This window comes from Streptomyces sp. CB01249 (assembly GCF_001905735.1).
Taxonomy (GTDB): Bacteria; Actinomycetota; Actinomycetes; order Streptomycetales; family Streptomycetaceae; genus Streptomyces.
The window spans coordinates 1,788,558-1,807,428 of the sequence record NZ_LISW01000001.1 but is presented as its reverse complement, the minus strand read 5'-3'; the positions used below and the strand labels follow the sequence as shown (position 1 = coordinate 1,807,428).

The following is an 18,871-nucleotide window of genomic DNA, read 5'->3' as shown; positions in this document are numbered from 1 at the left end:
CCGTGTTTCTCGACACCGTACTGACCCGCAATCCCGGGCTCGTCGAGGCCGCGGCCGCACTGCACGACGAGGGCGCGATCCCGCCGGACACCTATGTCATGGACCTGGACGCCGTCGAGGCCAACGCCGCGCTGCTGGCCGCCGAGGCCGAACGGCTGGGCCTCTCACTCTGGTTCGTCGTCAAACAGCTCGGCCGCAACCCGGAACTGATCCGGGCCGTCGCCCGGCACATCCCCCGCTACGCCGCCATCGACCCGCCCGAGGCGCGCACCCTGCACGCCTCCGGCGCCCGTGCCGGCAACCTCGGCCACCTCGTCCAGATCCCGCGCCGCGCCCTGCCCGAGATGCTGGCGTGGCGTCCCGAGACCGTCACCGTCTACGACCTGGACAACGCCCGCGCGGTCTCCGACACCGCGAGGCGGCTGGGGTTCGTCCAGGACATCCTGATCCGTCTCGAAGGCGCCGAGGGGACCGTCTACCCGGGCCAGGAGGGCGGCGTCCCGCTCAACCGGCTCGACGCCTTCGCCGACGCCGCCGAACGCCTTCCCGGCATCCGGATCGCGGGGGTCACCGCCTTCCCGTGCGTGCTGTGCGACCCGGCGACGGGTGCCCCGTACGCCACGCCCAACTTCGCCCTCGCCCTCAAGGCCCGCGAGACACTGACCGGCCGCGGCCACAAGGACCTCCTGCTGAGCGCCCCCAGCGCCACCTCGATGGCCTCCCTGCCGCTCCTCGCGGACCTCGGCGCCACCCACGGGGAGCCGGGCCACGCGCTGACCGGCACGACCCCGCTGCACGCGGTCGACCCGGCGCAGCCCGAGACCCCCGCCTACGTGTACGTCACCGAGGTCGCCCACACCCTGGACGACGGCCGCCCCGCCGTCTTCGGCGGCGGGTTCTACGCCCGCTCCCACATCAGGAGCGCCCTGCTGCCGCGCACCGGGGCACGTCTGAACGTGCTGGACGCGCCCGCCGAGAACATCGACTACTACCGGCTGCTCGACGCGCCCGCCCCCGGACAGGACGTCCGCATCGGCGACACCGCGCTGCTCGCCTTCCGCACCCAGATCTTCGTCACCCGCTCGACCGTCGCCGTCGTCTCCGGACTCTCCTCCGGGACGCCCCGTCTCAACGGTCTGTACGACGCCCAGGGCCGGTCCCTGAGCTGAGGAGGCACCCCATGGCCAAGACCGTCATCGTCGTGATCGACGGATTCGGCATCGGCGCCATGCCCGACGCGGGCACCACGCGCCCCGGCGATCTGACCGCCGACACCTGCGGGCATGTGCTGGACCACTGCCGGGAGGCCTTCGGCCGCCCGCTGCGGCTGCCCGTGCTGGGTTCGCTCGGCCTCGGCCTGGTCCACCCGCACCCCGATCTCGCCCGGCGCACCCATCTGCCCGTCGCCGCGGGCCGGGCCGCGCTCGGCTATCCGGGCGCCGACACCTTCGCCGGGCACCAGACCATGATGGGCGCCGACTTCAGCCGGGTGACCGTGGCGCGGCTCGCCGACCACCTGGACGAGGTGACCGCCGCCCTCGAAGCGGCGGGCCACCGGGTCGGCCGGCTGGACGGCAGGCCGCTCCTGGTCGTGGACGGCGCGGTGCTGGTCCACGACAACCTGGAGGCCGACCCGGGCATCAACTGGAACGCCTCCGGGCGGCTGGAGGACCTGCCGTTCGACGGGCCGGGCGGCATCCTCGCCGTGGCCCGCACGGTACGCGCCGTCGCTCCCGTGGCGCGGGTCATCGCGGTGGGCGGGCACGCGGACGGCCCGCTCGACCGCTTCGTACGGGCCGGTGAGGAGGGCACGGTGGGCCTCGACACCCCCGCCACCGGGTTCTACCGCAACGGCGGTCTCGAAGTGCAGCACCTGGGCGCCCCGATCGACCACACCCGCCAGCTCCCCGACCTGGCCGCCCGCGCGGGCATCCCGGTCACCCTGGTGGGGAAGGCCGCCGACATCCTGGCCTGCGAGGGTGCGGCCCGGCACCCGGCCGTGGACACCGCCGACGTCCTCACGCACACCCTCGAAGCGGTACGCGCCTGCGGCGACGGCCTGGTGGTGTCCAACATCCAGGAGACGGACCTGGCCGGGCACCAGCAGGACACCGAGCGCTACGGACGCCTCCTGGAACAGGCGGACGCGGGCCTGGCCGCGCTCGTCGCCCTCCTCGACGCACCGGGCGACCGCCTCATCGTGACCGGCGATCACGGCAACGACCCGACAGCCGGGCACGCCTTCCACACCCGCGAGTACGTCCCCGTGCTCATCCACCGGCCCGGCGCGGACGGCGTGGAGCTGCTGCCCGACGCGGAGAGCCTGGCGGACGTCGGCGCGACGGCCGCCGTGTCCCTGTCGCTGGACCCGGAGGCCCTGGCCAACGGCCGGGAGCTGCGGACGGGGCGGCGGGCGGCCTAGCCACCGGACGTCCTACGAAAAGGAGCCGCCAGAGCTTGAACCTCACGTGGCGTGAGGATGCATGGTGGCTCCATGACCACTTCTGCAACCTGGAGAGTGGGCCGGCTCGCGGAGGCCAGCGGTCTGACCGTGCGCACGCTGCACCACTGGGACACCATCGGGCTGCTCACTCCCTCCCGGCGCACCGCGGGAGGCCACAGGGAGTACACCGAGGACGACCTCGTCCGTCTCTATCAGGTGTTGGCGCTGCGCGGCCTCGGGCTGGCGCTGGATTCCATCGCTGTCTGCCTCGACGCGGGTGTCGATCCGCTGCGGCTGGTCCGGGATCATCTGGCGGGGGTGGAGGCGTCCATCAAGGCGCTCGGTGTCCTGCGTGAGCGGCTCGTACGGCTCGGTGAGGAGCTGTCGGCCGACGAGGCTCCGGCGGCCGCGGCGCTGCTCGACGCGCTGCGGGCGATCGGCGGCGCCGGTCCGGAGGGCGAGCACACGCTGCGCCGCCATCTGGACGCCGACGAGATGCAGGTCCTGCGGACCCGGGCCGCCGCCTTGGGACCCGCCATGCACTACCTGCTCGAAGCCGAGTGGCCCGAGTTGTACCGGAGAGCCGAACGACTCCGTACGGCCGGCACTCCCGCCACGGATCGGAAGGTCCGCCTCCTGGTGGCCCGGATGGATGAGCTGAGCGCGTTGTTCAGCGGAGGCGATGCCCGTATCTCCGCCGGAGTCAGGGCTGCCTGGCACGAGGATCCGGCCGCCATGTCGGGAGACCCCGATGCTCCGGCCGACGACTGGCGAGAACTGGCCGAGTATCTGGACCGGGCTCGCCACAGCTCCTCCTGACCCGCACCCGCTGTGGCTGCCCCCGCGTTCTCGTCCGCCCCAAGGAGTCCGCTGATGAACCGACGGATCCGTGCGCGCCTCGCGCTGATCTCAACGATCCCCACCCTCCTCGCCCTTCCCGTCATCTGCCTCCTGGCCGCGGTCGGTGCGGTGCCGTGGTCCCTGCTCCTCGCCCTGCCCGTGGTGCTCGTGGTCCAGGCCGCTTTCCACTTCTCCCGCGTGCCCGCGGAATGAGTCAGTGGCGTCCGGCACCCCTGTCGAGGGTCCTCAGGAGGGCCTGTGCCATGACCTCTTCGCCCTTCGCGTTGGGGTGGGCCGGAGCGGCGGGCGCCGCGGGGCTCAGCGGCTCTATCCACCGGTCGGCGGGTGCCTTGCACATGTCGTGGCCCACGGTGGGCCCGTACGTGTCCACGTAGTCGGCCCGGTTCAGCAACGCCACCGCGCGCAGCATCAGGTTGAGGCGCTTCTCCGTGTCCCGCAGGTAGGGGAAGTCCTTCGCGGCGAACGGGACTTGGGGGAAGCAGCCGGTGCCGTCGTCGGGAAGGAGGTCCGGGTAGCCGACGACGACCACGCGTGCGTGGGGGGCCTTGTGGTGCACTTCCCGCAGCACGCGGGCGACCTTGGGGGCCGTCTGGAGGATCTTCAGCGTCAACTGGTCGTAGCCCTTGGCCCCGTAGTACTGCTGGCAGGGGTTGCCGGCGAGGTCCTTGGCGCTGAGGGTGGCGCAGGTGCCGATGATGGAGCCGAAGCCGACGTCGTTGCCGCCGATCTGAAGGGTCACGAGGTCCGTGTCCTTCTTCACCGCGTCCAACTGCGGCCCGTTGGTGCCCTGCGCCTCCCACATCTCGACGGTCGTCGCCCCGCCGCAGCTCACGTCGGTGAACGAGGTGACGTGGCGCTCGCGCGCGGTGACCGACGGATAGTTGTGGTCGGAACGGGCACAGTTCGCGTCGACCTGCGTGGGGATCAGAGGCCCGGACGTGTACGAGTCGCCCAGCGCCACGTAGGAGGTGCGGGGCGAACCGTGCGCGCCGCCCGTCGCGGCCGAGGCCGTGCCGGTGAAGCCGGCCGTGAGCGCGCAGCTGCTCAACGCGGCCAGCGCGACGGCGGTGCGTCGCTTGGATACGGCCCTGCCCGGACGATTCCGCTGCGTCATGATGCCCTCCCCGAAAGTTCCGACAATCCGCGGAAGGGCAGCGGTGACCAAGGTGCACAGGACGTCGCACGGCACCCGGCCGCTGGTGCCCAGCGGATCCAACCCCGCCTGTATACCGGTCAGTAGACCGTGAGACCAGTGGCCGGCTGCCGGCAAGATCGCGGCCGAGGCAAGGAGAGGTGGTGGCTGTGGCCGACGAACGGCTTGATGCCGAGTGGCTTCGCGCCTGGTGTGAGCGGACGGATGCGGCGCTCGCGGAGCTCATGACATCGTTCCAGGCACGGTTCGGCTTCGATCCGGGCAGCAACGTGGTCGTGCGCGCTTCGGATGCGAGCCACCGAGCCACCGGCGCGCTCGTGGAGCTGACGCCGGTCCCGTCGGACCTGACGACGATGTACTGGGTGATCGACGAGGTCTCCTTGCCCGATGTCGACAACGGCTGCTTCGTCCACCCTGCCTCGCTGGTCGCGGACCATTTCCGCGCTTACGGGGCCGTCTCGATCGACGGGGAGGAGCCCGCCCTGGTGTTCGCCAGTGACGGGGGCGGGCATCTGTTCGCGCTGGCGGGCTCGGGACGCGTCTGGAGGTCTGCCACCGCCTCTTGGTCCGATCAGTTCGACCTTGCCGCGGCCAGTCTTCAGGAGTTCTTCCAGGGGCTCTCCCGGCAGATCGATGCCCGGGGCCAGTGCTAGGGCGTGTTTCGAAAGTAGCGCCGTCCGCCCGCCCGGCAGGCGGGACTTTCGAAACACGCCCTAGTCCGGGTTGCTTCGAAATTGGGCTGCGCGCGCCATTCCGCCTCCGCATACTGGCGGTCTCCGACTCCCGGAATCCGAAGGAACGTTCCCGCGTGCAGGCTGCCGTCACCGTCACCCCCGCTCAGATCCCCGAACTGCTGCTGGGCCTCGCCACCGTGCGGCCCGTGTTTCTGTGGGGCGCGCCCGGGATCGGCAAGTCGTCGCTCGTACGGAAGTTCGCGGAGTCCCTGGGGCTGGAGTGCGTCAGCCTGCTCGGGACCCAGCTCGCGCCGGAGGACCTCATCGGGGTGCCCCAGATCCGCGACGGCCGGTCCGTGTTCTGCCCGCCGGAGTCCATCGCCCGGGACGAGCCGTACTGCCTGTTCCTGGACGAGCTCAACGCGGCGACCCCCGATGTGCAGAAGGCGTTCTACTCGCTCATCCTGGACCGGCGTATCGGGTCCTACGAGCTGCCCGCCGGTTCGATCGTCATCGGGGCAGGCAACCGTGCCACGGACAACGCGCTGGCGCGGCCCATCGCCTCCGCCCTGGTCAACCGGCTCACCCATGTCCACCTCCGGGCCTCGGCGGCGGACTGGCTCGTGTGGGCGGGCGAGAACGGGGTCCACCCGTGGGTGACGGACTACCTCGTGGACCGCCCCGACCACCTGTGGTCGCAGCCGCCCAAGACCGAGGAGCCGTTCTCCACGCCCCGCTCCTGGCACATGCTCTCGGACGCCCTGCACTCCTTCGGGCCGGAGATCGACGAGGAGACCCTGAAGGTCGTGGTGCACGGCACGCTGACGCCCGCTCATGCCGTCTCCTTCTGCGGCTACGCGAAGATCGTCCGTCATGCCTTCGGCATCGAGGCGATTCTCAAGGGCGACGCCTCCTGGCCGAAGCGGCCGGAGGACCGCGACCTGCTCTACTACCTGGCCGACGCGTTCCGGGGCCGCCTGGTCAAGGAGCTGCCGCGCGAGAAGAAGCACGTCTCGCCGTCCCTGCGGCAGACCGCCTACCGGGCCAAGTCGCTGCTCGTCCAGCTGGCCGAGATCTCGGTCGAGGTCGCGCAGACCGTCATCGCGGACGACGCCGACGGGCTGCCCGTGCTGCCCGCGTGGTTCCTCGTGGACGCCGCGCGGGACATGCCCCGGCTGGTCGAGGCCCGGCGGTGAAGGGGGCCGCCGGGCGCGGGGGCGGGGGCAAGGACGGGAAGAACAAGAACACGGTCGACCCGGCCACCGAGGCCTTCGCCGCCGGGCTCGCGCTCGTCAAGCGCAACCCGGCGTTCGCCGCTGTGGAGGCGTCCGTGTGCCGCCAGGCCACGTGCGAGCTGACCCCGGCCGGTGGACTGGCCGCCGTCACGTCGAACGGCACCATCCACGTACACCCCACCAAACGGGCCGATCCGGCGGAGTGGGCGTGGGCGCTTGCCCACTGTCTGCTGCATCTCGGTTTCGGCCATGTGCCCGCCTCGGCGGACGAACCGCGCGAACAGCCCGACCGCTTCGACCTCGCGGCACGCTGCGTGGTCGTCAACCGCTTCCTGGCCAGCCACCCGATGGGCCGGGCGCCCCTCGCCCTGCCGGAGTCGTTTCCGGGTGGCGACGAGGAACTGCTCGCCGCCCGGTGGCGCCGCGACGGCATCCCCGCGGTTCACGAGCACTGCGGCACCGCGGGTGAGCACCCGGACCAGGTGCTCACCACCTGGAAGACCTGGAACAACTCGGCGGTCCCGGACTGGGAGACCGCCTTCGCGCACGCGCTGACCCGCAGTGTGTCCGCCGCGATGGACGTGGCCGGAGGCCGCCGCGACCGGGTCACCGGGACGCTCACGCCCCAGCGGCCCTGGGACCGTGCCCTGAACTGGTTCGTCTCCTCCTACCCCCTGCTGGGCGGGCTCGCCGCGGGCCTGAAGATCGTGGCCGACGCCGAACTCGCCCGGACGCAGGACATCGCCATCGCCGCGGTCAGTCCGGTCGCGGGCGAGATCTACATCAACCCGCTGCGCGCGTTCACCGACGAGGAATGGCGCTTCGTCCTCGCGCACGAGATGCTGCACGCCGCGCTGCGGCACGGCGAACGCCGAGGGGGCCGCGACCCGTTCCTCTTCAACGTCGCCGCCGACTACGTCGTCAACGACTGGCTGGTCCAGATGCGCGTCGGCGACATGCCCGAAGGGCTGCTGTACGACCCGGAGTTGCGGGGCCTGTCCACCGAGGAGGTGTACGACCGCATCGCGCACGACCTGCGCCGCCGTCGCAGGCTCGCGACGCTGCGGGGCAAGGGCGCCGGGGACATCCTCGGCGAGCCGCTGCCGCATGCCGGTGCCGGTCCGTACACCGACCTGGACGAGTTCTACCGGCGGGGGCTGGTGCAGGGCTTCGACCTGCACCAGTACGGGGAGCGCGGCCTCCTGCCCGCCGGGCTGATCCAGGAGATCCGCGCCCTGGCGCACCCGCCCGTGCCGTGGGACGCGCGGCTGGCCCGCTGGTTCGACGAGTACGTTCCCCGGCCGGAGCCCGTACGGTCGTACGCGCGCCCGGCGCGGCGGCAGGCATCGACCCCCGACATCCCGCGCGCCGGACGGTACTTCCCGCCCCAGGAGACGGCCCGCTGCACCTTCGGCGTCGTGCTGGACACCTCCGGCTCGATGAACAGCACCCTGCTCGGCAAGGCCCTCGGCGCCATCGCCTCGTACGCCGAGGCCCGCGACGTACCCGCGGCACGCGTCGTCTTCTGCGACGCCGCCCCCTACGACGCCGGTTACCTGCCGCCTACCGAGATCGCCGGCCGGGTGCGGGTACGCGGCCGCGGCGGCACCGAACTCCAGCCCGGTGTGGACCTGTTGCAGCGGGCGGACGACTTCCCGCCGGGCGCGCCGGTGCTCATCATCACCGACGGCTGGTGCGACGTCCTCCGCATCCGGCGCGAGCACGCCTACCTGATCCCACAGGGCGCGTCACTGCCGTTCACCCCGCGCGGCCCGGTGTTCCGGCTGGCCTAGAGCCCGCAGCACACGATTCCCGAGCCGAAGGGCCAGCGGGCCTGCCGCCTGCGTGGAGGCAGCGCTCCCGTGCCACCATCGGCGGGTGGACTATCCGAACGATCAGGCACCTGGCGCCCCCGTGCGCTCCGGCATCCCGGAGCACGGCCGCATTCCGAAGTACTACGCGGTCAAGGCACAACTCCTCTCCCTCATCGATGATCTGAGGGAGGGAGACACGCTTCCCACCGAGCGGGACCTGGCGCTGCGCCACGAGGTGTCGCGGGAGACGGTCCGGCAGGCGCTGCGTGAGCTGCTGCTGGAGGGGCGGCTGCGCCGGCAGGGGCGCGGGACCGTGGTGGCGGGTCCCAAGCTGGAGCAGCCGCTCTCGCTGGCGAGTTACACCGAGGGCGTGCGTCGGCAGGGCCGGCGGCCTGGGCGGAATCTCATCGGTCTCGAACGCTTCCCCTGCCCGGCGGCGCTGGCCGCCGAGATCGAGGTGGAGACCGGCGAACCGGTCTGGCACATGGAGCGGGTGCTGCTCGCCGACGACGAGCGGGTGGGGCTGGAGAGCACCTATGTCACCGTCGCCCGGGTGCCCGCCCTGGACACCGGGTTCGATCCGGATTCCTCCTTCTACGCGTACCTGACCGAGAAGCTCTCGCTCTCCTTCGGGGACGCGGACGAGCGGATCGAGACCGTGCTGGCGACGCCTCGCGAGGCGCTGCTCATCGGTACCCCGCCCGCCCTGCCGATGCTACTGCTGCACCGCCTGTCGCGGGATGCCGACGGCCGTCCGCTGGAACGGGTCCGCACCCTCTTCCGGGGCGACCGGTTCTCCTTCCGTACGCACTTGGGTCACGCGCGACCGCACTGACCGGCCGGATGGGAGCCGATGCGGCCTTCCTCCCGATTTCGTGGTCACGGAAAGATAACGGGTCTAGTCCAAGCTTGCGAGTCCGTTTACCGTCTCGTCGCTCCGCAGTCCGAAAAGAGTCACCGGCCCCGAGGAGTGTTGCCGCCGTGAAGGTCATCGTCGTAGGAGCCGGCGTGGTGGGAACCATGCACGCCTGGCACGCAGTGAACCGCGGCCACGAGGTCGTACAGATCGAGCGCGAGAGTGAGGCGCGCGGGGCATCGCTCCGCAACTTCGGACAGATATGGGTCAGCGGCCGGGCCGGTGGCGAGGAGCTGGATACGGCGCTGCGGGCGCGTGAGCTGTGGGAGGGCATCGGCGCGGAGGTGCCCGGTCTGGGCTTCCGCCCCTGCGGTTCGCTCACCCCACTGCGCACCGACCTGGAGGTCGCCGTCGCCGAGGCGGCCGTCGCCCGGGACGACGCCGCCGCGCGCGGCTACAAGCTGGTCACCGCCGACGAGGCCCGCGCGATCAACCCCGCCCTGCGCGGCGCGTTCGGCTCCGCCCTGTGGTGCGAGCGGGACGCGGCCGTCGAGCCGCGCACCGCCCAACTCGTCCTCAAACAGGCGCTGCTGGCGTCCGGCCGGTACACCTTCCTCGGCGGCCGCGAGGTCCGCGAGGTGGTCGGCACCGCATCGGTGCGCGACGACCACGGTGACGTACACACCGGTGACGCCGTCGTCCTGGCGACCGGCGCCTGGCTCGGCGGCCTCGTCCGTGAGCTGGCGGGCCCCGGTCTGCCGGTGCGGCGGGTCCGTCTCCAGATGATGCAGACCGACCCGCTCGGCGAGACACTCACCACCTCGGTCGCGGACGCCGACAGCTTCCGCTACTACCCCGCGTACGGCGGCCCGGCGCTCGACGCCCTCAACGACGGGCAGGCGCAGGCCCCGACCGCGTCCGCACACCGGATGCAGTTGCTGATGGTGCAGCGCCTGGATGGCGGACTGACCATCGGGGACACCCACGAGTACGAGCACCCCTTCTCGTTCGACACCGTCGAGGAGCCGTACGAGCACCTCACCGGCGTCGTCGAGTCCTTCCTCGGCCGCCCGCTGCCACGCATCCGGCACCGCTGGGCCGGGGTGTACGCCCAGTGCACCGACACCGGCCGCGTCGTCCACCGCCAGCAGGTGGCCGACGGGGTCTGGCTCGTCACCGGGCCCGGGGGACGGGGCATGACCTGCTCCCCCGCCATCGCCGAACAGACCGCCGACGAACTGGGCTGGTGAAGATGACCACGCATGACCACTCCTACCGACTCGTCGTCCTCGACATGGCGGGCACCACGGTCGCCGACGGCGGCCTCGTCGAGCGGGCGTTCTCCGTCGCCGCCGGACGCCTCGGTGTCGAGGCCGGCTCCGCCGACCACACCGAGAAGCTCGACTACGTCCGCGCCACCATGGGCGAGTCCAAGATCTCCGTCTTCCGGCACCTCTTCGGGGACGAGGACAAGGCACAGCGCGCCAACGCCGCCTTCGAGGAGGCGTACGGCGAACTCGTCGACGCCGGGGCGATCGCGGCGGTCCCCGGCGCCCGCGAGGCCATCGGGGAACTCCGTGCCGCCGGTCGCACCGTCGTCCTGTCCACCGGCTTCGCCCGAGTGACCCAGGACGCCATCCTCGCCGCCCTCGGCTGGCAGGACCTGGCCACGCTGACGCTCTGCCCGGCGGACGCGGGCGGCCGGGGCCGCCCCTACCCGGACATGGTGCTCGCCGCGCTGCTGCGCACCGGAGCCGTGGACGACGTACGGCGGATCGCGGTCGCCGGGGACACCGCGTACGACATGCTCAGCGGGGTGCGCGCCGGAGCCGGCATCGTCGCGGGCGTCCTCACCGGCGCCCACGACCGGGAGCAGCTGCTCCGGCACGGGGCCACCCATGTCCTCGGGTCCGTCGCCGAGCTCCCCGGACTGATCGCGGGGGCCGAGGCATGACGGCCGGGGCAGTCGCACCTGGGATCCGGTTCGACCAGGTCACCGTCGCGTACGACGGCAACGTGGTCCTCGACCGGCTGGACCTCACCGTCGAGCCCGGCGAGGTCATGGCCCTGCTCGGCCCCTCCGGGTCGGGCAAGACCACCGCGCTGCGCGCCGTCGCCGGATTCGTGCGCCCCGTGTCCGGGCGGGTCCGCCTCGGTGACCGTGACGTCACCGACCTGCCCCCGCACAAGCGGGGCATCGGCATGGTCGTCCAGCAGTACGCGCTCTTCCCGCACATGCGGGTCGAGGAGAACGTCGCCTTCGGCCTCAGGACGCGCAGGACACCCAGGGCCGACCTACCGGTGCGGGTCGGCGAGGCGCTGGAGATGACCGGCATGAGCGCCTACGCGAAGCGCTACCCCCGGGAGCTCTCGGGCGGCCAGCAGCAGCGGGTCGCCATCGCCCGCGCCCTCGCGATCCGGCCCTCGGTGCTGCTCCTGGACGAGCCGCTGTCCGCCCTGGACGCGCAGCTGCGCTCCGGCATGCTGGCCGAACTCGCGCGGCTGCACAGGGAACTTCCGGAGGTGTCGATCCTCTACGTCACCCACGACCAGATCGAGGCGCTGACGCTGGCGGACCGGATCGCGGTCATGGACCGGGCGAGGCTCCAGGACTGCGGCACCCCGCAGGAGCTGTACCGGCGCCCGCGCACCGAGTTCACCGCGTCCTTCGTCGGCAGCGCCAACCTCCTGCCGGTGCGCGTCGGCCCGGGAGCGGACACCGTCGACTTCGCCGGGCAGGCGCTCGCCATCACCACCGGCGGGGCCCGCTCCGGCGAGTACGCCACGCTCTGCGTACGCCCGCACCGGGTCGCGCTCGGGGCCGGCCCCAACGCCCTGACCGGCACCGTCGCCGAGGTCCAGTGGCGCGGGGACACCCACCGTCTCCGCGTGGACGTCTCGGGGCACCGCCTCACGGCCGATGTGCGCGAACTGCGCGAGACTCCGGCACCCGGCGACAAGCTCACCCTCCACTTCGCCGCCGAGGACGCCGTGCTGCTCCCGGCGGCCGGGCCGTCCGGAGGCTCCGATGTCTAGCGCCGCGCCCACCCGCGTACCGGAGTCCGCCACGGTGCCGGCCGGCCCCCGGCCCTCGCTGCCCGCCACCGGGCCCGGACCGCGTGAGCGGCGTCGCGCGCCGGCGTTCCTCTGGGCGCTGCCCCCGGTCGTCGCACTGGCGCTGGTCTTCCTCTATCCGCTGTTCCTCGTGGTCCGGCAGTCCGTCAGCCCGGACGGGGGCGGCCTCTCGTTCGCGCCGTACGCCGAGGCCTTCGGCTCCGCGTCCTTCCGCTCGGCGCTCGTCACCACGGTCTGGCTCTCGGCGGGCTCCGCCGCCGGCTGTCTCGTCCTCGGCTTCGTCCTGGCCCTGGTGATCGCCTTCGTCCCGTTCCCCGGCGGCGGTCTCGTCGCCAGGTTCATCGACGTCTTCCTCTCGTTCCCGTCCTTCCTCATCACCCTGGCGCTGCTCTTCGTCTACGGGAACACCGGCATGGCGAACGGCGTCTGGAGCGATGTGACGGGGGCGGCCGAAGGGCCCTTCCACTTCCTGGGCACGCCCTGGGGGGTGCTGCTCGCCGAGATCACCTACTTCACCCCGTTCGTGATGCGCCCGCTGCTGGCCGCGTTCTCGCAGCTGGACACCGCGCAGATCGAGGTCGCCTCCTCGCTGGGTGCCGGACCGCTCCGCATCGTGCGCCGGGTGATCCTTCCCGAGGCGCTGCCGGCGCTCGCGGCGGGCGGCAGCCTCGTCCTGGTGATGTGCCTCAACGAGTTCGGCATCGTGCTCTTCACCGGGGCGAAGGGCGTCACCACCCTCCCGATGCTCGTCTACAGCAAGGCGATCCTGGAATCCGACTATCCGGCCGCCTGCGTCGTCGCCGTCGTCAACATCGCGATCTCCGTGGGCCTGTACGGCCTGTACCGGGTGGTGAGCCGACGTGCTGGTGCATAGCAGGGCCGCCCGGTGGGCGATCCGCCTCGTCTTCTTCCTGCTCTTCCTCCCGCTCTTCGCGGTGCCGCTGCTGGTGATCCTGGCCGCGTCCTTCGCCACCCACTGGTCCGGCGCCTTTCCCTCCGGTCCCACGGTCGCCCATTACGCCGCCGCCACCAGCGGGGATTCGCTGCGGGCGCTGACCACCAGTCTGGTCACCGCCGTCACCGCCGGTCTGCTCGCCCTGCTCGTCGGCGCCTGGGCGGCCCTCGCCGGAGCGTCCCTCGGCAGACGGGGCAAACGGTTCATGGACGCTCTGTTCGTCCTGCCGGTCGCCGTGCCGTCCGTGGTCGTGGGCCTGGCGGTCCTCGTCGCCTTCAGCCGGCCGCCGCTGCTGCTGAACGGGACGCCGTGGATCGTCATCCTGGCGCACACCGTGCTCGTCACGGCGTTCGCCCACCAGTCGGTCTCGGCGGCCCTCGTGCGGCTCGACCCCGTGTACGTACAGGCGGCGGCGAGTCTCGGCGCCGGACCCGCGTACACGCTGTGGCGGATCAGGCTGCCGCTCCTGCTGCCGTCGCTCACGGCTGCCGCGGGGCTCTGCTTCGCCCTGTCCATGGGGGAGCTGAGCGCCACGATGATGCTCTACCCGCCGGACTGGACACCGCTGCCGGTCCAGGTCTTCGCCGCGACCGACCGCGGCTCGCTCTTCACTGGCGCGGCCGTCGCCACAGTCCTGATGGCCTCGACGCTGCTGGTGCTGCTCGGCGTCTCCCGTATCCGGACCAGGGCCTCCTACCGCTGATCCGCGCACCCGGCCCGCGGGTGAACACCCGTGGCACCCACCCTCGTTCCCACCCACCAGGAGTCACCCACCCATGCGCAATCACCTCACGCCCCTCGCCGCCGTCACCGGCTGTCTGGCCCTCGCCGCCTCGCTCTCCGGCTGCGGTTCCTCCTCCGCTTCGGACCAGAAGACCGTGACCGTCTACAGCGCGGACGGCCTCAAGGGCGAGAACAACGACGGCTGGTACGACAAGGTCTTCACCGACTTCGAGAAGAAGACCGGCATCAAGGTCAAGTACGTCGAGGGCGGCTCGGGCGAAATGGTCCAGCGCGCCCAGCGCGAGCGGACCAACACCCAGGCCGATGTCCTCGTCACGCTGCCGCCCTTCATCCAGCAGGCCGGCGCCAAGGGGCTGCTGGCGACGTACGCACCCGCCGGCTCCGACCGGGTCGACGGCGCGGACAAGGCGCGGGACTCCACCTGGACCTCGGTCGTCAACAACTACTTCGGCTTCATCTACAACAAGAAGGAGCTGAAGACCGCGCCGAAGTCCTGGGAGGACCTGCTGGACGCCTCGTACAAGGAGAAGGTCCAGTACTCCACCCCGGGCGTGGCCGGTGACGGCACGGCCGTGCTCATCAAGGCCATGCACGACTTCGGCGGCAAGGAGCCGGCGATGGCGTACCTGAAGAAACTCCAGGCCAACAACGTCGGCCCCTCGGCCTCCACCGGCAAGCTCGCCCCCAAGGTGGACAAGGGCGAACTGCTCGCCGCCAACGGCGACGTACAGATGAACTACGCCCAGTCCAAGGACATGCCGAACCTCGGCATCTGGTTCCCTGCGAAGGGCGACGGCCGGCCGACCACCTTCGCCCTCCCGTACGCCGCCGGTCTCGTCGCCAAGGCGCCGCACACGGAGAACGGCAAGAAGCTGCTCGACTTCATGCTCTCCGAGGAGGCGCAGAAGAACGTCAGCGCCATCGGCGGCGGATTCTCACCCCGTACGGATGTCAAGGCCACCGACGCCAACGCCGAGGCGCTCGCACGGCTGATGCGGGGCGTCGACGTCTTCGAGCCCGACTGGGCGGAGATCGGTGCCGGGCTCGACTCCTACGTGGATGCCTGGAAGTCGGCAACCGGCAGCTGAGCGCCGGGAGTTGTCCCACCGCAGAGGTATGGACCCGCGACGCGTTGTCGCGGAAAGATAACGGGTCTGGACCCACGCCGATGTCATGGCACCGGCGCGGGTCCGACACCCCCACGTGATCACGGAGGCTCTTCCATGTCCGCTGGACCGTCCCGCCGCACAGTGCTCCTCTCCGCCGCCCTCGCCGCCGTCGCGGCACCGCTCACCGCCGTCACCGCGCACGCGGCCGCCCGTACCCCCAAGGTGCTCGTCATCGGTCTCGACGGAGCGCTCCTCGCCCGCATCAAGGACGCGTCCGCGCCCCACCTCGACACCCTGATGGCGGGCGGCGTCACCGCCGCCAGCCGCATCTACGCGGACCCTCTGGCCCCCACCCTGTCCGGACCGGGCTGGGCCACGGTCCTCACCGGTGTGTGGCCCGACAAGCACCTGGTCAAGGACAACGCGTTCACCGGGCACGCCTTCGCGACGTACCCGGACTTCCTCACCCGTGCCGAGACGGCGAAGCCCGCCCTTTCGACGTACGCGGTCTCCTCCTGGGCCCCGATCACCGACACGGTCCTCTCCCCCGCGGTCGACACCCGGGTCTCCACGCCCTCCGCCGAGTACGACACCGGCACCACCAGCCGCGCCGTGGCCGAGCTGCGGGACGGCAACCGGGACGCGGTCTTCGTCCACCTGGACAACATCGACCACGCGGGCCACAGTTACGGCGCGGCGAGCAGCCAGTACCGGGCGGCGATCGAGACGGCGGACGGCCAGGTGGGCCAGATCCTGGCCGCCGTCACCGGCAGGTCCACGTACGCCTCCGAGGACTGGCTGATCATGGTCACCGCGGATCACGGCCACACCGACGCGGGTGGCCACGGCGGCAACAGCGATCCGGAGCGGCAGACCTTCCTCATCGCCAGGGGCGGCGCGATCGCGGCCGGCACCACTCGGTACGACATCAAGATGCCGGACGTCGCCGCCTCAGCGCTCGCCCATCTCGGGATCGCGATCGACGCCTCGTGGGGCCTGGACGGCCGACCGCTCCAGACGCCCGTGCCCGACGCGTTCGACACCCTGCGCCCGCAACTGACCGCCCGCGTGGACGAGATGGGCATCCCCGCCACCCTCACCGGCTTCACGCACACCCCGCCCGTCGGCTGGTCCGTCGAGAACGGGGCGATGGGCACCGGCGGCATGACGGAGTGGCGCGGCTGGTCCTTCACCACCGACGAGTTCTGGACCGCCGCCGAGCGCGGCCAGCAGCGGGAGTCCAACATCCGCGCCCGCGACGTCTTCGCCGTGGCCGACGGGGACGAGTGGGTCGACAAGTCCTCCAGCGGCACGTTCGACTCCACGCTCGTCAGCCCCGCCTGGGCGGTCACCGGCGGGTCCACCGCCGTCCTGCGCTACACCACCCTCTACCGCCAGGAAGCACCACAGAAGGGCGAGGTGTCGGTGTCCTGGGACGGAGGTGCCCCGGTCACGGTGAAGACCTACACCGCCGACACCCCGTCCCGCGCCGAGGCCGTCACGCTCCGGGTCCCGTCCGGCGCCACCAGCGCCCGCGTCCGCTTCCGCTACACCGGCGGCAACAACTGGTTCTGGACCGTTGACGGAGTCTCCCTCAGCACGTCCTGAGGGCGGGATTCGGGTTGTCCCAGCACCCGGCCGAGGAAGCCGCGCACATATCCCGCGACGACGTGCAGGTGGCTTTCCAGGAGGAAGTGGCCGCCGTCGATCAGGTGTACTTCCGCGTCCTTGGCGTCGCGGGCGAAGGCTCGCGCACCGGCCGGGGCGAAGATTTCGTCGTTGCGGCCCCACACGGCGAGTACCGGGACCCCGCTGGTGCGGAGGTATTCGTGCAGCAGCGGGTAGAGCGGGCGGTTGTTCCGATAGTCGCGGAACAGAGCGAGCTGGATCTCGTCGTTGCCCGGGCGCGAGACGAGGGCGAAGTCGTGCTCCCACGTGTCCGGGCTGACCAGGCTGGGGTCGGGTACGCCGTGGACGTACTGCCAGCGGATGGCGTCGTGGCTCAGCGCGACGCGGGCCGCGGGTTCGGTGTCGGGGCCGGGGTCTGCGCCGTACGCCCAGACGTCGGTCCAGAACGCTTCGACGAAGCCGTCCTCGTAGCCGTTGCCGTTCTGGGTGACGAGGGCGGAGATCCGTTCGGGGTGCTGGAGCGCGAGGCGCCATCCGAGGGGGGCGCCGTAGTCCTGGACGTAGAGGGCGTAGCGGTCCAGGCCCAGTTGGTCGAGGAGTCGGGAGGTGAGTTCGGCGAGGACGTCGAAGGTGTAGTTGAACTCCGTGGCGAGGGGGGCGTCGGAGTGGCCGAAGCCGAGGTGGTCCGGCGCGATGACGTGGTAGCGGTCGGCCAGGAGCGGGATGAGCTCGCGGAACATGAACGAGCTGGTCGGGAAGCCGTGCAGCAGGACGATCGTCGGGGCGTCGGCGGGGCCTGCCTCGCGGTAGAAGATCTCGTGACCGTCGACGGTGGCGGTCCGGTGGCGTACGGAGCTCATACCTAACCTCTTTAAGTCGTTGATCTGGTTAGTGCGTCGTGGTGCAAGCATGCGGCGAGCGCGCTAACCTGTCAAACGAATCGATCCGGTTAGAGAGAGCGGTGGCCGATGGACACCCTGCTGGACCTGCTCAACAGCAGGCCGCTGGTCAACGGCGAGGAACAGGACGCCCTCCACGACCCGGCGGCAGGCCGACGCTGGGCGCGGGAGCACGGCGGCGACGGCAGCCTCGCGGAGCTGGCACTGCTGCGCGAGGCCCGCGACGTGCTGCGGGACGTCGTACGCGGGGACAGCCCGCCGTCCGCGTTGAGCCCGCTGCTCGAAGGCGTCCACCAGGTTCCGGAGATCAGCTCCGACGGCCTGCGCTGGTCGGTCAGGACTCCGCCGCACGCCCGGCTGGCCGTCGAGGCCGTTCTCGGCTGGGCGGCCACCGAGGAGCAACTGCCCGGCCGGCTGCGCCCCTGCGCCAATGACGCGTGCAGGCTGTTCCTGATCGACCGCAGCCGCGCCAACCGCGCCCGGTGGTGCTCGATGGCCGTCTGCGGCAACCGCGAGAAGGCCCGCCGTCATTACGAACGCACCCGCTGACCGGTCGCCGTACGCGGCCGGGCGGCTCGTAAGCTCGGGAAAATGGAGGACCCCACGGCCACCGGGATCAGTGCACGTCCCGCGCCCGCCCTGCGCGAGTACGTCGACTCGTACGTCGGCTTCGACCTCCGCGCCCTCCCCGCAGGAGTGCACTGCGGACCGCCGGGCCGTGCGCTCACCGCGGTGATCAGCCTGTCGGATCCTCTGGAGGTGGCGGCGGGTGTTGACGACGGGTCGCCGTTCGACCGGTTCGGCGGTGTGGCCGGTGGTCTGATGTGCCGGTCCGTCGCCATTCACCACGACGGACGTCAGCGCGGTGTCCAGATCGCGCTGACACCGCTCGGGGCCCGGGCCGTCTACGGCATGCCTGCCGCCGAGCTCGCCCACCGGCTGGTCCCGTTGGACGAACTTCTCGGGGCGCTCGCCGTCGAGCTGGTCGACCGGCTGCGGTCGGCGAGGACCTGGGCGGCGCGGTTCGCCGTGCTGGACGAATTGCTGCTGCGGGCTGTCGGGCCCGTGCGCCGGGTGCGCCCCGAGGTGGCCGAGGCGTGGCGCCGCCTCGTCGCCGCGCGCGGGTGCGTGCAGGTGGGCGCGGTCGCCGCGGAGCTCGGCTGGAGCCGCCGGTACCTCACCGAGCGGTTCCGCGGTGAGCTGGGCCTCTCACCGAAGACCGTCGCCCGGGTCCTGCGCTTCGAGCACGCACACGAGCTGGCGGCTGCGCGGGACCCGCTCCCGTGGGGCGACGTGGCAGCCGTCGCCGGTTATGCGGACCAGGCCCATCTCGTACGGGACTGGCGCGAGTTCACCGGCCGGTCACCGACGGCCTGGCGTCGCGGCGAAGTCCTCCTCGAAGCCGGGTAGCCGTCGGCCGCTCT

19 protein-coding genes are annotated in these 18,871 nt (G+C 71.7%); 17 read left to right on the top strand and 2 right to left on the bottom strand.

Annotated elements, in window-relative coordinates:
- Positions 1-2 precede the first annotated feature (2 nt).
- From AMK18_RS07715 to AMK18_RS07700, 4 genes are all read left to right on the top strand, one after another.
- Positions 3-1,169 carry an alanine racemase gene (locus AMK18_RS07715; protein WP_073862183.1) on the top strand — a complete coding sequence of 389 codons (1,167 nt, stop codon included), beginning with the start codon at positions 3-5 and terminating at the stop codon, positions 1,167-1,169.
- Between the two features lie 11 nt (positions 1,170-1,180).
- A complete protein-coding gene (locus AMK18_RS07710) occupies positions 1,181-2,422 on the top strand; it encodes a phosphopentomutase (RefSeq protein ID WP_073862182.1) in 1,242 nt (413 codons plus the stop codon).
- Positions 2,423-2,494: 72 nt separating this feature from the next.
- Positions 2,495-3,262: a MerR family transcriptional regulator gene (locus AMK18_RS07705; protein ID WP_241836485.1), complete on the top strand. Its 768-nt coding sequence runs from the start codon at positions 2,495-2,497 to the stop codon at positions 3,260-3,262.
- Positions 3,263-3,316: 54 nt separating this feature from the next.
- On the top strand, positions 3,317-3,496 hold the full coding sequence (locus tag AMK18_RS07700) for a hypothetical protein (protein ID WP_018104845.1): 180 nt from the start codon (positions 3,317-3,319) through the stop codon (positions 3,494-3,496).
- A gap of 1 nt (position 3,497) precedes the next feature.
- Here AMK18_RS07700 and AMK18_RS07695 read toward each other — a convergent pair whose 3' ends face one another.
- Positions 3,498-4,418, bottom strand: coding sequence for an SGNH/GDSL hydrolase family protein (locus AMK18_RS07695; protein WP_073862180.1), 921 nt, complete (start codon positions 4,416-4,418; stop codon positions 3,498-3,500).
- 182 nt (positions 4,419-4,600) lie between these two features.
- On the opposite strand from AMK18_RS07695, the gene AMK18_RS07690 reads away from it, so the two are divergent.
- From AMK18_RS07690 to AMK18_RS07640, 11 genes are all read left to right on the top strand, one after another.
- Complete coding sequence (locus AMK18_RS07690) at positions 4,601-5,110, top strand: hypothetical protein (protein ID WP_073862179.1); 510 nt, start codon at positions 4,601-4,603, stop codon at positions 5,108-5,110.
- Positions 5,111-5,265: 155 nt separating this feature from the next.
- Complete coding sequence (locus AMK18_RS07685) at positions 5,266-6,327, top strand: ATP-binding protein (RefSeq protein WP_073862178.1); 1,062 nt, start codon at positions 5,266-5,268, stop codon at positions 6,325-6,327.
- A complete protein-coding gene (locus AMK18_RS07680) occupies positions 6,324-8,159 on the top strand; it encodes a vWA domain-containing protein (protein WP_073862177.1) in 1,836 nt (611 codons plus the stop codon). Before AMK18_RS07685 ends, AMK18_RS07680 begins: the two co-directional genes overlap by 4 nt.
- An 85-nt stretch (positions 8,160-8,244) precedes the next feature.
- Positions 8,245-9,015, top strand: coding sequence for a GntR family transcriptional regulator (locus tag AMK18_RS07675; protein ID WP_073862176.1), 771 nt, complete (start codon positions 8,245-8,247; stop codon positions 9,013-9,015).
- 146 nt (positions 9,016-9,161) lie between these two features.
- Positions 9,162-10,286 (top strand): TIGR03364 family FAD-dependent oxidoreductase, encoded by a 1,125-nt coding sequence (locus tag AMK18_RS07670; protein ID WP_073862175.1) that lies wholly within the window; start codon positions 9,162-9,164, stop codon positions 10,284-10,286.
- Positions 10,287-10,288: 2 nt separating this feature from the next.
- Positions 10,289-10,990, top strand: a complete 702-nt coding sequence (locus tag AMK18_RS07665) for a phosphonatase-like hydrolase (RefSeq protein ID WP_073862317.1) — start codon at positions 10,289-10,291, stop codon at positions 10,988-10,990.
- The gene (locus AMK18_RS07660) at positions 10,987-12,072 is read left to right on the top strand and encodes an ABC transporter ATP-binding protein (RefSeq protein WP_073862174.1); all 1,086 of its coding nucleotides are present in this window, start codon (positions 10,987-10,989) and stop codon (positions 12,070-12,072) included. The genes AMK18_RS07665 and AMK18_RS07660 overlap by 4 nt, the downstream gene beginning before the upstream one ends.
- Positions 12,065-12,985, top strand: coding sequence for a 2-aminoethylphosphonate ABC transporter permease subunit (locus AMK18_RS07655; RefSeq protein ID WP_073862173.1), 921 nt, complete (start codon positions 12,065-12,067; stop codon positions 12,983-12,985). The genes AMK18_RS07660 and AMK18_RS07655 overlap by 8 nt, the downstream gene beginning before the upstream one ends.
- A complete protein-coding gene (locus tag AMK18_RS07650) occupies positions 12,972-13,769 on the top strand; it encodes an ABC transporter permease (RefSeq protein ID WP_073862172.1) in 798 nt (265 codons plus the stop codon). The genes AMK18_RS07655 and AMK18_RS07650 overlap by 14 nt, the downstream gene beginning before the upstream one ends.
- 73 nt (positions 13,770-13,842) lie before the next feature.
- The gene (locus tag AMK18_RS07645) at positions 13,843-14,898 is read left to right on the top strand and encodes a 2-aminoethylphosphonate ABC transporter substrate-binding protein (RefSeq protein WP_073862171.1); all 1,056 of its coding nucleotides are present in this window, start codon (positions 13,843-13,845) and stop codon (positions 14,896-14,898) included.
- A 135-nt stretch (positions 14,899-15,033) separates the two neighbouring features.
- Complete coding sequence (locus tag AMK18_RS07640) at positions 15,034-16,527, top strand: alkaline phosphatase family protein (RefSeq protein WP_198956954.1); 1,494 nt, start codon at positions 15,034-15,036, stop codon at positions 16,525-16,527.
- Here the strand turns inward: AMK18_RS07640 and AMK18_RS07635 are convergent.
- Positions 16,467-17,408, bottom strand: a complete 942-nt coding sequence (locus AMK18_RS07635) for an alpha/beta fold hydrolase (protein ID WP_241836484.1) — start codon at positions 17,406-17,408, stop codon at positions 16,467-16,469. The two genes, AMK18_RS07640 and AMK18_RS07635, sit on opposite strands and share 61 nt — an antisense overlap.
- 108 nt (positions 17,409-17,516) lie before the next feature.
- On the opposite strand from AMK18_RS07635, the gene AMK18_RS07630 reads away from it, so the two are divergent.
- Entirely contained in the window at positions 17,517-17,996 is a 480-nt protein-coding gene (locus AMK18_RS07630) for a CGNR zinc finger domain-containing protein (RefSeq protein WP_018104851.1), read from the top strand.
- A gap of 42 nt (positions 17,997-18,038) precedes the next feature.
- Positions 18,039-18,857, top strand: coding sequence for a helix-turn-helix domain-containing protein (locus AMK18_RS07625; protein WP_073862169.1), 819 nt, complete (start codon positions 18,039-18,041; stop codon positions 18,855-18,857).
- Positions 18,858-18,871: the final 14 nt, after the last annotated feature.